14 protein-coding genes, 1 tRNA gene and 1 pseudogene are annotated in these 15,091 nt (G+C 71.8%); 13 read left to right on the top strand and 3 right to left on the bottom strand.

The window, feature by feature from the left end; translation table 11 throughout:
* Positions 1-6: 6 nt before the first annotated feature.
* On the bottom strand, positions 7-675 hold the full coding sequence (locus tag MICAU_RS03730; RefSeq protein WP_013283952.1) for a TetR family transcriptional regulator: 669 nt from the start codon (positions 673-675) through the stop codon (positions 7-9).
* Positions 676-747: 72 nt separating this feature from the next.
* On the opposite strand from MICAU_RS03730, the gene MICAU_RS03735 reads away from it, so the two are divergent.
* From MICAU_RS03735 to MICAU_RS03780, 10 genes and pseudogenes are all read left to right on the top strand, one after another.
* Entirely contained in the window at positions 748-1,596 is an 849-nt protein-coding gene (locus tag MICAU_RS03735) for a helix-turn-helix domain-containing protein (RefSeq protein ID WP_013283953.1), read from the top strand.
* Positions 1,589-2,341 (top strand): helix-turn-helix domain-containing protein, encoded by a 753-nt coding sequence (locus MICAU_RS03740; RefSeq protein ID WP_013283954.1) that lies wholly within the window; start codon positions 1,589-1,591, stop codon positions 2,339-2,341. Before MICAU_RS03735 ends, MICAU_RS03740 begins: the two co-directional genes overlap by 8 nt.
* A 15-nt stretch (positions 2,342-2,356) precedes the next feature.
* Positions 2,357-2,428 (top strand) — tRNA-Gln (locus tag MICAU_RS03745).
* A gap of 102 nt (positions 2,429-2,530) precedes the next feature.
* Positions 2,531-4,054: pseudogene (gene glmU / locus MICAU_RS03750) on the top strand (bifunctional UDP-N-acetylglucosamine diphosphorylase/glucosamine-1-phosphate N-acetyltransferase GlmU); the annotation flags it as partial.
* Between the two features lie 56 nt (positions 4,055-4,110).
* A complete protein-coding gene (locus tag MICAU_RS03755; protein ID WP_013283956.1) occupies positions 4,111-5,091 on the top strand; it encodes a ribose-phosphate diphosphokinase in 981 nt (326 codons plus the stop codon).
* A gap of 284 nt (positions 5,092-5,375) precedes the next feature.
* Positions 5,376-6,071, top strand: coding sequence for a 50S ribosomal protein L25/general stress protein Ctc (locus MICAU_RS03760; RefSeq protein WP_013283957.1), 696 nt, complete (start codon positions 5,376-5,378; stop codon positions 6,069-6,071).
* A gap of 100 nt (positions 6,072-6,171) precedes the next feature.
* Positions 6,172-6,762 carry an aminoacyl-tRNA hydrolase gene (pth, locus tag MICAU_RS03765; RefSeq protein ID WP_041798792.1) on the top strand — a complete coding sequence of 197 codons (591 nt, stop codon included), beginning with the start codon at positions 6,172-6,174 and terminating at the stop codon, positions 6,760-6,762.
* A gap of 65 nt (positions 6,763-6,827) precedes the next feature.
* Positions 6,828-7,661: an inositol monophosphatase family protein gene (locus MICAU_RS03770; RefSeq protein ID WP_013283959.1), complete on the top strand. Its 834-nt coding sequence runs from the start codon at positions 6,828-6,830 to the stop codon at positions 7,659-7,661.
* Positions 7,662-7,740: 79 nt separating this feature from the next.
* The gene (cysD, locus tag MICAU_RS03775) at positions 7,741-8,652 is read left to right on the top strand and encodes a sulfate adenylyltransferase subunit CysD (RefSeq protein WP_013283960.1); all 912 of its coding nucleotides are present in this window, start codon (positions 7,741-7,743) and stop codon (positions 8,650-8,652) included.
* Entirely contained in the window at positions 8,652-9,953 is a 1,302-nt protein-coding gene (locus MICAU_RS03780) for a sulfate adenylyltransferase subunit 1 (protein ID WP_013283961.1), read from the top strand. The genes cysD and MICAU_RS03780 overlap by 1 nt, the downstream gene beginning before the upstream one ends.
* A gap of 90 nt (positions 9,954-10,043) precedes the next feature.
* Here MICAU_RS03780 and galK read toward each other — a convergent pair whose 3' ends face one another.
* Both galK and galE read right to left on the bottom strand, forming a co-directional pair.
* The gene (gene galK / locus MICAU_RS03785; RefSeq protein ID WP_013283962.1) at positions 10,044-11,195 is read right to left on the bottom strand and encodes a galactokinase; all 1,152 of its coding nucleotides are present in this window, start codon (positions 11,193-11,195) and stop codon (positions 10,044-10,046) included.
* Positions 11,192-12,178, bottom strand: a complete 987-nt coding sequence (gene galE / locus MICAU_RS03790; protein WP_013283963.1) for a UDP-glucose 4-epimerase GalE — start codon at positions 12,176-12,178, stop codon at positions 11,192-11,194. Before galE ends, galK begins: the two co-directional genes overlap by 4 nt.
* A 177-nt stretch (positions 12,179-12,355) precedes the next feature.
* On the opposite strand from galE, the gene MICAU_RS03795 reads away from it, so the two are divergent.
* From MICAU_RS03795 to MICAU_RS03805, 3 genes are read left to right on the top strand one after another with little or no spacing between them, the layout of a single operon-like run.
* Complete coding sequence (locus MICAU_RS03795) at positions 12,356-13,372, top strand: hemolysin family protein (RefSeq protein WP_174361694.1); 1,017 nt, start codon at positions 12,356-12,358, stop codon at positions 13,370-13,372.
* Between the two features lie 33 nt (positions 13,373-13,405).
* On the top strand, positions 13,406-14,431 hold the full coding sequence (gene trpS, locus MICAU_RS03800) for a tryptophan--tRNA ligase (RefSeq protein WP_013283965.1): 1,026 nt from the start codon (positions 13,406-13,408) through the stop codon (positions 14,429-14,431).
* Between the two features lie 22 nt (positions 14,432-14,453).
* Entirely contained in the window at positions 14,454-15,041 is a 588-nt protein-coding gene (locus tag MICAU_RS03805) for a 2'-5' RNA ligase family protein (RefSeq protein WP_013283966.1), read from the top strand.
* Positions 15,042-15,091: the final 50 nt, after the last annotated feature.

Consider the following 15,091-nt stretch of genomic DNA (forward strand, 5'->3'; position numbering starts at 1 on the left):
GCGGCGTCAGCCCCGGGGGATCGGCCCGGGTTTCGACTCCAGGTGCGACAACCCGTTCCAGGCCAGGTTCACCAGGTGCGCCGCCACCGTCTCCTTGCGCGGCTTGCGCACCTCCAGCCACCAGCGGCCGGTCAGCGCCACCATGCCCACCAGCGCCTGGGAGTAGAGCTCCGCCAGCTTCGGGTCGTACCCCCGGATGGAGAACTCGCCCGCCAGGATGTGCTCCACCTGGTGCGCCACGTCGTTCATCACGCTGCTGAAGTTGCCCGTCGCCGACATCAGCGGCGACTCCCGGACCAGCACCCGGAACCCGCTGGTCTCCTCCTCGATGTAGGTCAGCAGCGTCAGCGCGGCCTGCTCCAGCAGCTCCCGCGGGTTGCCCGCGGTCAGCGCCGTGGTGATCCGGTCAAGCAGCGCGCGGACCTCCCGGTCCACCACCACCGCGTAGAGCCCCTCCTTGCCGCCGAAGTGCTCGTAGACCACCGGCTTGGAGACCTTGGCGCGCGCCGCCACCTCCTCGATCGAGGTCGCGTCGAAGCCGCGCTCGGCGAAGATCTGCCGGGCGATCGAGATCAACTGCTCGCGCCGCTGCGTCGCGGACATCCGCACCCGGGAGGGCTTCGCCGCCGGCACGGGCCGCCGACGGGTGCGGTCGCTGCCGGATACGTCGGTCACCCGTCCATCCTGCCAGGCGCGACGCTCTTGGTCAGACCGGCTGCTGTCGTACGGGTGTTCTAGTCTGCGCCGGTGACCGACCCCCTCGCCGCCGAGGTGCGGCGCCTGCGCGTGGACGAGCAGCTCTCCGTCGCCGAGATCCGGGCTCGCCTGGGCATCGGCCGCGACCGGGTGTACGCGCTGCTGCGCGGCGTCCCGCCGCCGGAGTGGACCCGCCGGCCGCGAGCCCGGGACGACACCCGTGCCGAGGCCCTGCGGCTGCGCGCGGCGGGCCGGTCGGTCAACCAGATCGCGGCGCAGCTCGGGGTGGCGAAGTCGACCGCGTACCAGTGGGTGCGCCACCTGCCGCTGGACCCGGACGACGCGACCGCGGAGCGGCGCCGCGAGCACTCGAAGGCGATGACGGAGGCGCGCTGGAGCGCGTACCGGGAGGCGCGGGACGCCGCCCAGGTCGCGGAGCACGCGCGCGCCGCCGGTGTGGTCGGCGGTCTCGGTGAGCGGGATCTGCTGATGCTGGGCGCGGCGATCTACTGGTGCGAGGGAGCCAAGTCCAAGCCCTGGCGGCCCCAGGGCCGGTTGGAGTTCGTCAACAGTGATCCCGGGCTGCTCGCCCTGTTCCTCGCGTTCCTGGCCTGCTGTGGGATCGGACGCGACGTGCCTGCCTATCGGCTCCTGATCCACGAGTCCGCCGATGTCGCGGCGGTGGAACGCTGGTGGGTGGAACGGCTGGCCCTTCCGCCGGAGCGGTTCGGCCGGGCGACCCTCAAACGGCACAACCCGGCGACGATGCGGCGGAACAACGGCGCGGACTACCACGGCTGCCTGGTGATCACCGTTCCTCGCAGCCGGCGGCTCTACTGGCGCATCGAGGGCGTGATGGCCGGAGTCGGGCACGCGGTGGAGCAGGCGCGGGATGAGTGACCAGTCGGACTCCACCGGTGGCCGCGGCCGACGTGCGGCGCTGACGGGCGCGGCGCACCGGCTTCGCGACGAGGGCTGCACCGTCGACGAGATCGCGGACCGGCTCGGCGTCGCCAAGTCGACCGCCTATCGCTGGGTGGGGCACATCCCGCTCGACGTCTCCTCCGAGGCCGCGGCGCAACGCCGTCGTGTGGCCGGCGAGCGGCGTGCGCTCAGTTGGGCGGAGAAGCGAACGCTGCGCGAGGCGGCCGAGTGCGAGGCGCAGAGGCGGGCGGCCGAGTGGGTCGGGATGCTCGCGTCGCGGGAACTGCTACTCGTCGGCGCTGTGCTCTACCTGTGCGAGGGCACGAAGAGTAAACCGGGCAACCTCCGATACGACCTGACGTTCACCAACAGCGACATCCGCCTGGTGGAACTGTTCGTCCGCTTCGTCGAGACGACAGGGCGCAGCCGTCATGCGCTGAGATATCGCGTGGCCATCCACGAGAACGCCGACGCCGAGGCAGCCGGTCGATGGTGGGCGGCTGAGCTGGGCGTGGACTTCGGGTGCTTCCAGCGGCCGACGTTGAAGAGACACCATCCCCGGACCACGCGAACCAATGTCGGGGCGGATTACCGGGGATGTCTCGTCGTGAGAGTGCCGCGGTCGCGCGACCTGTACCTGTGGATGAGCGGCGTGGTCGAGGGCATGGTCGCGGCCTCTGCCCCCGATCCGAGACCTCCCGAGGTGGACGACACCCGCTAAGCTGTCTGCGTCCCTTCGGCCGTGGTGTAACTGGCAACACCCAAGATTTTGGTTCTTGTGTTTCAGGTTCGAATCCTGGCGGCCGAGCAGTTCCAGGTATAGGCGCCCTTCTTGGGGTACGCGGCAACCTGCCAGCTGGTCTGGTTAGCATGACCGCGAGACTGTCGCCGTCCCGACGGGAGCCACGTCGTGTCCCAGCCCCACCTCCGCACCGTTGTCGTGCTCGCCGCCGGTGAGGGCAAGCGGATGAAGTCGTCCCTGCCCAAGGTGCTGCACCCGCTGCTCGGCCGTACCCTGCTCGGTCACGTCCTGGCCGCGGCCGGTCCGCTGGGCGCGGACCGCTCGGTGGTCGTGGTCGGCCACGGCGCCGACCAGGTCCGGGAGCACCTGACCGAGGTCGCCCCGGGTGCCACGCCGGTGCTCCAGGAGCGCCAGCTCGGCACCGGGCACGCGGTCCGCATCGCGCTGGACGCGGTGCCGGACGCGACCGGCACCGTCGTGGTGATCAACGGGGACGTGCCGCTGCTGCGGCCGGAGACGGTCCAGGCGCTCGTCGAGGCGCACGAGGAGGCCGCCGCGGCGGCGACAGTGCTGGCCGCCGAGGTGCCGGACCCGACCGGTCTGGGCCGGATCGTGCGGGACGCGCAGGGGCACCTGGAGCAGATCGTCGAGGAGCGCGACGCCACCCCCCAGCAGCGCGCGCTGCGGGAGATCAACGCGGGCATCTACGCGTTCGACGCGGCTCGCCTGCGGGAGGCGCTGGGCAAGCTCTCCACGGACAACGACCAGGGCGAGGAGTACCTGACCGACGTCTTCGCGCTGCTGCGCGACGCCGGTGAGCCGGTGGCCGTGCACTGCGCCGCCGACCACGTGGAGACGCTCGGCTGCAACGACCGGGTCGAGCTGGCCGCGCTGCGCCGCCTGCTGCGCGACCGGATCAACGAGGGCTGGATGCGTACCGGGGTCAGCATCCTCGACCCGCACACCACCTGGATCGACGTGACCGTGACCGTCGAGCGGGACGCGGTGATCGACCAGAACACGCAGCTCCAGGGCGCGACAGTGGTCGGCGAGGGCGCGCTCGTCGGCCCGGACACCACGCTCGTGGACACGGTTGTGGGCGCGGGCGCGAGCATCGTGCGCAGCCACGCGCTCGGCGCCGAGGTGGGCCCGCAGGCGAGCGTCGGCCCGTACGCGTACCTGCGGCCGGAGTCGCGGCTGGGCCGTAAGGCGAAGGTCGGCACGTTCGTGGAGACCAAGAAGGCGTCGATCGGTGACGGGTCGAAGGTGCCGCACCTGTCGTACGTGGGCGACGCGACGATCGGCGACCACAGCAACATCGGCGCGGCCACCGTCTTCGTCAACTACGACGGGGTACGCAAGCACCACACCACCATCGGCAGTCACGCCCGTACCGGAGCGGACAACATGTTCGTGGCGCCGGTGCGGGTGGGCGACGGCGCGTACACCGCTGCGGGCTCGGTGATCACCGGAGACGTGCCGCCGGGCGCGATGGCGGTGGCGCGTGGTCAGCAGCGCAACGTGGAGGGCTGGGTGCTGCGCAAGCGGGCCGGTACGGACGCCGCGGAGGCGGCGCGGCGGGCCGGTGAGGGTGCGCCGGACACGGGCGGCGCCGCAAGCGAAGGTGACTGAATCCACGGGGATCGGCGGGCCGTGGGTGAATCGCTGAACCGGGGGCATACTGCAACCGAACAGTCCCCGGCCCCACCGCCGCCGGGCACCACCGACATACGGGAGCAGACGGGCCCATGGGCAGCATCGTCGCCGAAAACCGCAAGAGCCTGATGCTCTTCTCCGGGAGGGGTTTTCCGGAGCTGGCCAAGGAGATCGGTGAGGTGCTCGGCGTCGCGCCGACGCCGGCCGACGCGTACGACTTCGCCAACGGCGAGATCTTCGTACGGTACAAGGACTCGGTCCGTGGTTCGGACGCCTTCGTGGTGCAGTCCGTGACGCACGGCGTGAACACCTGGGTCATGGAGACCCTGATCATGGTCGACGCGCTGAAGCGCGGCTCGGCCAAGCGGATCACCGTGGTACTGCCGTTCTACCCGTACTCGCGGCAGGACAAGAAGCACCGCGGCCGGGAGCCGATCTCGGCCCGGCTGATCGCGGATCTGCTGAAGACGGCGGGCGCGAACCGGATCCTGACCGTGGACCTGCACACCGCGCAGATCCAGGGCTTCTTCGACGGCCCGGTGGACCACCTGTTCGCGATGGACGTGCTGGCCGAGTACGTGGAGCACAAGTACGCGGGCCGGCCGATGACCGTGGTCGCGCCGGACTCGGGCCGGGTACGCGTGGCCGAGCGCTGGACCGACCGGCTGGGCGGCTGCCCGCTGGCGTTCATCCACAAGACCCGCGATCCGCTCAAGCCGAACCAGGTGGTGGCGAACCGGGTGGTCGGTGAGGTCGAGGGCCGGGTGTGCCTGATCGTGGACGACATGATCGACACCGGTGGCACGATCACCAAGGCGGCGGACATCCTCAAGGAGCAGGGCGCGGCGGAGATCGTGGTCGCCTCGACCCACGCGCTGCTGTCCGACCCGGCGACGGAGCGGCTGAAGAACAGCCCGATCAGCGAGGTCGTGGTGACGAACACGCTGCCGCTGCCGTCGGAGAAGCAGCTGGACAAGCTGACCGTACTGTCGATCGCCCCGCTGCTGGCGCGGGCGATCCGGGAGGTCTTCGACGACGGCTCGGTGACCACCCTGTTCGGTGGCCTGAGCTGAGCGTGCGGTCCGGTCGCCGGGAGTTCCCGGCGGCCGGGCCGATGCCCTGCGGAACCGGCGGGGCGGTGATATGGGGGACTGCCGGAGAGCCGGGAATTCCCTCGGGTAGACTGGTGCGGTTGCCACGGCGAGGGTGCCCGGCGGGCTGCTGACAAGCACCGCACGGAGGCGCCGTCATCGACGCGGTGCTCCGGGCGGTCGTTCATGACCCTAGCCCCAGCGAGCCCCTCGCCCCAGCACCGCCAGACGACAAGCCGCCGCAGCGAAGCATCAGGAGTTTCCCCGTGTCCGAGGTAAAGATCAGCGCCGAGCCCCGTACCGAGTTCGGCAAGGGTGGTGCCCGTCGTACCCGCCGGGCCGGCAAGGTGCCCGCCGTGCTGTACGGCCACGGCGAGAAGCCCAAGCACATCGCGCTTCCGGCGCGGGAGTTCGCCGCCGCGATCCGTAAGGGCGGCGCGAACCAGCTCTTCGCGATCGAGGTCAGCGACGGCACCCAGGTGCTGGCGCTGCCGAAGGCGATCCAGCGTGACCCGATCAAGGACACCTTCGAGCACGTGGACCTGCTGCTGGTCCGCCGTGGCGAGAAGGTCACCGTCGAGGTCCCGGTCCAGCTGACCGGTGAGGCCGCGAAGGACACCCTGATCGTGCACGACCACGACACGCTGTCGGTGACCGCCGACGCGACCAAGGTGCCGGACCACCTGGAGGCGTCGATCGAGGGCGCCGAGCCGGGCACCACGATCACCGCCGCCGACGTCGAGCTGCCGGCCGGCGTCGAGCTGGCCACCGACGAGGAGACCGCTGTCGCCTCGGTGACCGCCGCTCCGACCGCCGAGCAGCTCGAGGCCACCCTCCCCGAGGTCGAGGAGGCCACCGAGGAGGCCGAGGCCGAGGTCGGCGAGGAGACCGCCGAGGGTGCCGAGGGCGCTCCGGCCGCCGAGGGCGAGGAGGCCCCGGCCGAGGCGAAGACCGAGGCCTGACCGGTCCGCAAGGCTGTGCGACAGGCGTCCCCGGTTCCCGGGGGCGCCTGTCGGCGTATCGGGACGGCTGGTCGGGCGAGCGAGCGGGAAGGGGCGTCGGGTGATGGACGAGGCGGGACCGTGGCTGGTGGTCGGCCTGGGCAACCCCGGCCGGGAGTACGCGGGCAACCGGCACAACGTCGGCTTCATGGTGGCCGACCTGCTGGCGGCCCGGGTGGGCGCGAAGTTCGGGCGGCACAAGCGTGCGATGGCCGAGGCTGCGGAGGGGCGGCTGGGGTTCGGCGGTCCGAAGCTGGTGCTGCTGAAGCCGTTGACGTACATGAACCTCTCCGGCGGTCCGGTGGCCGGGCTGGCGCAGTTCCACAAGATCCCGCCGGCGCACGTGATCGCGGTGCACGACGAGCTGGACATCCCGTACGGGCAGGTGCGGGTGAAGTGCGGCGGCGGCGAGGGCGGGCACAACGGCCTGCGCTCGATGTCGAAGTCGCTCGGCACCAAGGACTACGTGCGGGTGCGGTTCGGCATCGGCCGGCCGCCGGGCCGGCAGGACCCGGCTGACTACGTACTCTCGGATTTCTCTTCGTCGGAGCGCAAGGAGCTGGAGTTCCTGGTGGACCGCGCGGCGGACGTGGTGGAGTCCGTGGTTCTGAAGGGCGTGGAGCCGACGCAGAACCTGTACCACGGGGGTTGAGCGGCGGGGCGGAGCCCGGCCGGTAGCCTCGGGCGACGGGAGCGAAGGCGGGTGACGGGAGCAGCATGGGCAGTCCTCCGATGATCGACGGCGGGTTCGCCCGGTGGCTGGCGTCCCGGGCCGGTCAGGCGCTGACGGCCCTGCGCGCGGAGATGGGCTTCGCCGACGCGGGCGCGCTCCGGTCGGCCGGCGACAAGGTCTCGCACGATCTGATCCGCACCGAGCTGGCGAAGTGGCGGCCGGCGGACGCGGTGCTGTCGGAGGAGGACGAGGGCTCGCGGCTGGCCTGGACGGCGGAGGTGACAGACGCGGCGCTGTCGCGCCTGACCGCGGACCGGGTCTGGATCGTCGACCCGCTGGACGGCACCCGGGAGTACGCGGAGGAGGGGCGCGCGGACTGGGCGGTGCACGTGGCGCTCTGGTCGCGTAACGCGTCGCGGCCGCACGGTCTGGTGGCGGGCGCGGTGGCGCTGCCGGCCCAGCACCGGGTGCTCGGCACGGACCACCCGCCGGCGTACCCGCCGATGACAGTGGAGGCGGCCACCGGGGGCGGCGCGCGGGTCATCCGCTTGGCGGCCAGCCGTAGCCGTCCGCCGGTTTTCCTGACCGACCTGGCAGAGGACGTCGGCGCTCATCTGGTTCCGATGGGCTCGGCGGGCGCGAAGATCGCCGCCGTGGTCACGGGTGAGGTCGACGCGTACATCCACGCGGGCGGTCAGTACGAGTGGGATTCGGCCGCTCCGGTCGCTGTGGCGACGGCCACCGGTCTGCATGCTTCCCGGATCGACGGTTCTGCGCTGAAATACAACGGGGCCGACCCGCGCCTACCGGATCTGCTGGTCTGCCGCAAGGATCTCGCGAGTCGGTTGCTTGCAGCGTTGCAGCGGCATTCCGGGTAACCTGAGCGTTCTTCTTCACGAGTCCGACCTGAAAGGTCTGGAATCCGATGTACGGATCCGTGCGAATCGAGTTCGTGTCATGACGTCCCCCGCCGCGTACCAGGTGTCGCACCTCGACGCGCTCGAGGCGGAGAGCATCTTCGTGATGCGCGAGGTCGTCGCCGAGATGGAACGGCCGGTGCTGCTGTTCTCCGGCGGCAAGGACTCGATCGTGATGCTCCGGTTGGCCCAGAAGGCGTTCGCGCCGGCCAACATCCCCTTCCCGGTGATGCACGTGGACACCGGGCACAACTTCCCCGAGGTGCTCGACTACCGCGATCAGCGGGTGGCCGAGCTGGGCCTGCAGCTCATCGTGGCGAGCGTGCCGGAGGCGCTGAACAAGGGCCTGGTCCGCGAGTCGGCCGACGGCATGCGCAACCGGATCCAGACGCCGGTGCTGCTGGAGGCGGTGGAGAAGCACCGCTTCGACGCGCTGTTCGGCGGCGCCCGGCGCGACGAGGAGAAGGCGCGGGCCAAGGAGCGGGTGTTCAGCTTCCGCGACGAGTTCGGCCAGTGGGATCCGAAGAACCAGCGTCCGGAGCTGTGGGCGCTCTACAACGGCCGGCACCACCCGGGCGAGTCGATCCGGGTGTTCCCGCTGTCGAACTGGACCGAGCTGGACGTCTGGCACTACATCGAGCGGGAGCGGATCCCGCTGCCGTCGATCTACTACGCGCACGAGCGCGAGGTGATCGAGCGCGACGGCATGCTCTACGCGGTGAACGAGTTCTTCCGGGCGCGCGCCGGTGAGCAGCCGTTCAAGGCCCAGGTGCGGTACCGGACCGTGGGTGACGCCTCCTGCACCGCGGCGGTCCGCTCGGACGCCGACACGGTGGAGAAGGTGATCGAGGAGGTGGCCGCCACGCGGATCACCGAGCGCGGCGCGACCCGCGGCGACGACCGGGTCAGCGAGGCCGCCATGGAGGACCGCAAGCGAGAGGGCTACTTCTGATGAGCGTCGAGACCCTGGCCCCGGCCGAGAGCGAGACCGCGCGGCCGATGGACCTGCTGCGGTTCGCCACCGCGGGCAGCGTCGACGACGGCAAGTCGACGCTGATCGGCCGTCTGCTCTACGACACCAAGTCGCTGTTCAGTGACCAGCTCGCCGCCGTCGAGGCGGTCAGTGCGGCCCGGGGCGACGAGTACACGAACCTGGCGCTGCTCACCGACGGCCTGCGCGCCGAGCGGGAGCAGGGCATCACCATCGACGTGGCGTACCGCTACTTCGCCACGCCGCGGCGGAAGTTCATCATCGCCGACACCCCGGGGCACATCCAGTACACCCGGAACATGGTCACCGGCGCCTCCACCGCCGACCTGGCGCTGATCCTGGTGGACGCGCGTAAGGGCCTGGTGGAGCAGTCCCGCCGGCACGCGTTCCTCTGCTCGCTGCTGCGGGTGCCGCACCTGGTCCTGTGCGTGAACAAGATGGACCTGGTGGACTGGTCGCAGGAGGTCTACGAGCGGATCGCGGACGAGTTCACCGCGTTCGCCGCGAAGCTCGACGTGCCGGACCTGACTGTGGTGCCGGTGTCCGCGCTGCAGGGCGACAACATCGTCACCCGCTCGGAGAACATGCCCTGGTACGAGGGCCCGTCGCTGCTGCACCACCTGGAGCGGGTGCACATCGCCTCGGACCGCAACCTGGTCGACGTGCGGTTCCCGGTGCAGTACGTGATCCGGCCGCAGTCCACCACCGTCACCGACTACCGGGGCTACGCCGGTCAGGTGGCCTCCGGCGTGCTCAAGCCGGGCGACGAGGTCATGGTGCTGCCGTCGGGCTTCACCAGCCGGATCGCCGCGGTGGAGACCGCGGACGGCCCGGTGGACGAGGCGTTCCCGCCGATGTCGGTGACGGTCCGGCTGACCGACGAGCTGGACATCTCCCGCGGCGACATGATCTGCCGGCCGAACAACGCCCCGATGGCCGTGCAGGACATCGAGGCGATGATCTGCTGGATGGACGAGACGCGGCCGTTGCAGGTCGGCGGCAAGTACGCGATCAAGCACACGACCCGTTCGGCGCGGGCGATCGTGCGCGGGCTGCACTACCGGCTGGACATCAACTCGCTGCACCGCGACGAGACGGCCGGTGAGCTGAAGCTCAACGAGATCGGCCGGGTCCGGCTGCGCACCACGGTTCCGCTGCTGGCCGACGAGTACCGCCGTAACCGCACCACCGGCGGCTTCGTGATCATCGACGAGTCGACGAACCGTACGGTCGGCGCCGGCATGATCGTCGAGGCCGGCTGACCCTGGGTTGTAAGGAAGGGCCCCTTGTTAACAGTGCGCTGTTAACAAGGGGCCCTTCCTCTACCGCAGGCGTTAATAAGGGGCCCTTCCTTACAGCCGGGTGACGCCACCGGCGGGCAGGACCGTGAGCGTGCCGGGGGCGGTGAAGCCGCGCTCGGCGTACGCCTCGGTCACGGCGGCCGCCACCGCGTCGGCGGCGTCGGCATCGACCAGGGCGAGCACGCAGCCGCCGAAGCCGCCGCCGGTCATCCGCGCGCCGTACGCGCCGGCGGCCAGCGCCGCCTCGACCGCGGTGTCGATCTCCGGCACGGTGATCTCGAAGTCGTCGCGCATGGAGGCGTGCGAGGCGGTCAGCAGCGGACCGGTGTCGCGGACCCGGCCGGCGCGCAGCAGCGCGACGGTGTCGAGCACCCGCTGGTTCTCGGTCACCACGTGCCGGACCCGGCGGCGGGTCTCGTCGTCGTCGAGGCGCGCCAGCGCGGCGTCGAGGCCGGCCACGTCGACGTCGCGCAGCGCTGTCACCCCGAGCGTCGCGGCGGCCTGCTCGCAGCTCTTGCGCCGAGCGGCGTACTCGCCGTCCGCGTGCCGGTGCGGCGCCCGGCTGTCGATCACCAGCACGGCCAGCCCGGCGCCGTCCAGGTCGAACGGGATCTGCTCGACCTCCTCGGTGCGGCAGTCGAGGAACAGCGCGTGCCCGGCCCGGCCGCGGATCACCGCGGACTGGTCCATGATCCCGGTGGGTGCGCCGACGTAATCGTTCTCGGCCCGCTGGGCGAGCCGCGGCCACCGCCCGGCGGGCAGGTCGAGCCCGCCGAGGTCGACCAGCGCGGCCAGCACCGCCGACTCGATCGCCGCCGACGAGGAGAGCCCGGAGCCGACCGGCACGTCGGAGGCGACGGCGAGCCGCGCGCCCGGCACGTCGTGGCCGTCGGCGCGCAGCGCCCACACCACCCCGGCCACGTAGGCGGCCCAGCCGTCGACCCGGCCGGGCTCGTCGGCCTCCGCCGCGCCGAACTCGACCGGTTCGTCGTCCAGCTCCGACCAGACGGTCCAGCGTCCGTCGGGGGCGGGCGCGGCGGCGACCACGGTACGCAGCGGCAGCGCGAAGGGCAGCACGAAGCCGTCGTTGTAGTCGGTGTGCTCGCCGATCAGGTTGACCCGTCCGGGAGCCGCCCAGCGGCCCGCCGGCTCGGTGCCGTACCGCTGCCGGAAGCCGGCCGTGGCGCGGTCGGCGACATTCATGAGGGCTGTCCCGCGACGTGTGCCCGGTAGAACGCCCAGGCATCGCCGACCATGTCGTGCAGGGTCGGCTTGGCCGGCGTCCAGCCCAGCTCGTCGCGGGCCAGCGCGGAGGACGCGACCAGCTCGGCCGGGTCGCCCTCGCGGCGGGGGGCCACCTCGACCGGCACCGGGTGCCCGGTGACCTCGCGGACCACGTCGACCACCTGCCGGTTGGTGAAGCCGTTGCCGTTGCCGAGGTTGTAGATGCGGTGCCGGCCCGGGGTGGCCGCGTCCAGCGCGAGCAGGTGGGCGCGGGCCAGGTCTTCGACGTGGATGTAGTCGCGGACGCAGGTGCCGTCGACTGTGGGGTAGTCGTCGCCGAAGAGCTGGAGCTTCTCCCGCCGTCCGGCGGCCACGTCGAGCGCGATCGGGATGAGGTGCGTCTCCGGGTCGTGCCGCTCGCCGATGGCCAGCCCGTCGCGCAGGTACGCCCCGGCGACGTTGAAGTAGCGCAGCGAGACGGCGGCCAGGTCGTGCGCGATCGCCTCGGAGGTGAGCGCCATGTCGACGGCCAGCTTGGTGGCACCGTAGGTGCTGGTGGGCGCCTTGACGGCGGTCTCCGGGATGGGCAGCTCGGTGGGGTTGCCGTAGACGGCGGCGGTGGAGGAGAAGACCATCCGGGGCACCCGGGCGGCGCGGACCGCGTCGATGAGCGCGATCGAGCCGACCGTGTTGGTGTGCCAGTACAGCTCGGGGCGGATCATCGACTCGCCGGCGGCGATGAGGGCGGCGAAGTGCAGCACGCCGTCGAACCCGGCGTCGGGGGTGAGCACCCGGGCGGCCTCGTGTACCGGCAGCTCGACGTGGGTGGCGTCGGGGGCGAGGGCCTCCCGGTGACCGGTGCGCAGGTCGTCCAGCACGGTCACCTGGTGGCCGTGGTCGAGCAGCATCCGGGTCACCACGCTGCCGATGTAGCCGGCGCCGCCGGTGACGAGCAGTTTCACGTCGGTCCTCCTGCCTGGGCCGCGTCCCGCGGCGGCCGTCCCGTGATCACCCTACGGCCGGGGGCTGTGTCGCGGCTGTCGAGTTGAGTCCGCCTCTATTCCATCATAATCCTTCATGATTGAACAGATCCGCACATTGAGCCGAGCGTAGGGTGGCCGCTGTCTACCATCCTTCTCATGCGGGAGGGTGGTGGTCCCGGGCCCCGGCGGCGACCGTCGGGGCGGCCCCGACGCGAACCCGGCCCGCTGGCCCGCACCGTGGCCCGTCTCGTGGTGCGCGGCGCCGACGGCGCCACCCGCCTGGTCACCGCCCTGCTCGGGGCCAGCCCCACCGCCGGGCGGGAACGGATCAGCGAGGCCGAACTACGGGACCTGGTCGCGGCGAACACGCTGCTCGACCCGGACGAGCGGCGGATCATCGACGAGGTGCTGGTGGCCGGCGCCCGGCTCGTCCGCGAGGTGATGGTGCCCCGCACCGAGGTGGTCTTCCTCAGCGCGGCGCTCCCGCTGGCGCAGGCCCAGCGGCTGGTCCGGGCCGACCCGCACACCCGCTACCCGGTGGTCGACGGCACCCACGACGACGTGGTCGGCCTGGTGCACCTGCGGGACGTGCTGCTGCGCCCGGACGCGGACCGGCTGCTCCTGGTCGGCGACCTGATCCGGGAGGTGAAGCGCCTGCCGGACAGCAAGCGTGTGCTGGCGGCGCTCACCGAGATGCGCCGGGAGGGCCACCACCTGGCCGTCGTCGTCGACGAGTACGGCGGCACGGCCGGCATCGTCACCTGCGAGGACCTGGTCGAGGAACTGGTCGGGGAGATCCGCGACGACGAGCACGGCCCGCTCGAACCGGAACCCGCCGGCCTGCCCGCGGTCGTCGACGGCCGGCTCAACCTGACCGACTTCGCCGAGCGCACCGGGGTGCCGCTGCCCGCCGGGCCGTACGAGACGGTGGGCGGGTACGTGATGGCCGCCCTGGGCCGGCTGCCCGTGGCGGGCGACGAGGTGCCGGTGGCTGTCGACCCGGCCGCCGGATCGGTCCCCGCCGATCCGGCGGGCTGGCTGCTGCGGGTGCTCACGCTCGACGGCCGGCGGGTGTCCCGCCTGGCGGTCTCCGCCGCGCGGCTGCCCGAGCCCCGGCGTGAGGTGAACGGTCCGCTTCCGCCCGTACCCGCCCGATCCACCGGCCCGTCATGACGGACGCCGGGGCTTGCTGACAGAATTGCCGCCATGTCCGACGTACCCGCCCGCCCGCGCGTCTTCTCCGGCATCCAGCCGACGGCCGACTCGTTCCACCTCGGCAACTACCTGGGCGCGCTGCGGCACTGGGTGGCGTTGCAGGACAGCCACGACGCCTACTACTGCGTCGTCGACCTGCACGCGATCACCGCGGGGCACGACCCGTTGGTGCTCAAGCGCCGCAGCCGGCTCGCCGCCGCGCAGCTGTTCGCGCTCGGCCTGGACCCGGAGCGCAGCACGCTGTTCGTGCAGTCGCAGGTGCCCGAGCACTCGCAGCTGGCCTGGGTGCTCGGCTGCATCACCGGCTTCGGCGAGGCCGGCCGGATGACCCAGTTCAAGGACAAGTCGCAGAAGCAGGGCAGCGAGCGGGCCAGCGTCGGCCTGTTCACGTACCCGATCCTCCAGGCCGCGGACATCCTGCTCTACCAGGCGAACGCGGTGCCGGTCGGCGAGGACCAGCGGCAGCACCTGGAGCTCTCCCGCGACCTGGCGCAGCGGTTCAACTCGCTGTTCGGCCGCACCTTCACAGTGCCCTCCCCGCACATCGTGAAGGACACCGCGAAGATCACCGACCTGCAGGATCCGACGGCCAAGATGTCGAAGTCGTCGTCCTCGCCGGCCGGCATCATCGACCTGCTGGAGGACCCGGCCCGGTCGGCCAAGAAGATCCGCTCGGCGGTCACCGACACCGGCCGCGAGATCGTCTTCGACGCCGAGGGCAAGCCGGGCATCACCAACCTGCTGACGATCTACTCCGCGCTGTCCGGCCGGTCCGTCGACGACCTGGTCGCCGCGTACGACGGCAAGGGCTACGGCGACCTGAAGAAGGACCTCGCCGAGGTGGTGCGGGAGTTCGTCACGCCGATCCAGGAACGCACGAACGCCTACCTGAACGACCCGGCCCAGCTCGACAAGCTGCTGGCGCGGGGCGCGGAGAAGGCCCGGTCGGTGGCCGCCGGGACGCTGCGGGACGCGTACGAGCGGGTCGGCTTCTTCCCGCCGGTGCGGTTCGAGTAACGGCCCGGACGGGCGGGAACGGGTGACGCAGCCGGTGGCCGGAGGGGTGGCGCGCGACGTGGCGGGTAGTGACACGGCGCCGGGCGGCGCGGACACGATCCAGATCGGGATCGCGGTCGACGTCCCCGAGCCCTGGGGCGGGCTGCTCACCCGCCGCCGGGTCGAGGCCGGTGACCCGCTCGCCGTCCCCGCGCACGTCACCCTCCTCGGGCCCACCGAGATCCCGGTACGCGCGCTGCCCGCCGTCGAGGAGCACCTGGACCGGGTCGCCGCCGCGCACCTGCCGTTCACGCTGCACCTGCGCGGCACCGGCACGTTCCGCCCGGTCACCCAGGTGGTGTTCGTGGCGGTGGCGGCCGGGATCAGCGAGTGCGAACTGCTGGCCGCCGCGATCAACTCGGCCCCCGAGCTGCGGCGCGAGCTGCGCTTCCCGTACCACCCGCACGTCACTGTGGCGCAGGACGTGCCGCCCGAGGTGCTCGACAGGGCGTACGAGGACCTGGCCGACTTCTCCGCGTTGTTCCAGGTGGACGCGTTCACGCTGTTCTCGCACAGCGGGGCGACCCGGTGGCAGCCCCGCCGCGACTTCCGGCTCGGCGGCCGGAGCTGAACATCCGACCGGCCGGGGCCCCTCCGCCACGGGCGGAGATCGGCGAGGAT

Source organism: Micromonospora aurantiaca ATCC 27029, assembly GCF_000145235.1.
Taxonomy (GTDB): Bacteria; Actinomycetota; Actinomycetes; order Mycobacteriales; family Micromonosporaceae; genus Micromonospora; species Micromonospora aurantiaca.

Coding starts and splice junctions, on each gene's coding strand:
- MICAU_RS03740 (WP_013283954.1), top strand. CDS start 1,589: ATGAGTGACCAGTCGGACTCCACCGGTGGCCGCGGCCGACGTGCGGCG.
- MICAU_RS03755 (WP_013283956.1), top strand. CDS start 4,111: ATGGGCAGCATCGTCGCCGAAAACCGCAAGAGCCTGATGCTCTTCTCC.
- MICAU_RS03770 (WP_013283959.1), top strand. CDS start 6,828: ATGGGCAGTCCTCCGATGATCGACGGCGGGTTCGCCCGGTGGCTGGCG.
- cysD (WP_013283960.1), top strand. CDS start 7,741: ATGACGTCCCCCGCCGCGTACCAGGTGTCGCACCTCGACGCGCTCGAG.
- MICAU_RS03780 (WP_013283961.1), top strand. CDS start 8,652: ATGAGCGTCGAGACCCTGGCCCCGGCCGAGAGCGAGACCGCGCGGCCG.
- galK (WP_013283962.1), bottom strand. CDS start 11,195: ATGAATGTCGCCGACCGCGCCACGGCCGGCTTCCGGCAGCGGTACGGC.
- MICAU_RS03795 (WP_174361694.1), top strand. CDS start 12,356: ATGCGGGAGGGTGGTGGTCCCGGGCCCCGGCGGCGACCGTCGGGGCGG.
- trpS (WP_013283965.1), top strand. CDS start 13,406: ATGTCCGACGTACCCGCCCGCCCGCGCGTCTTCTCCGGCATCCAGCCG.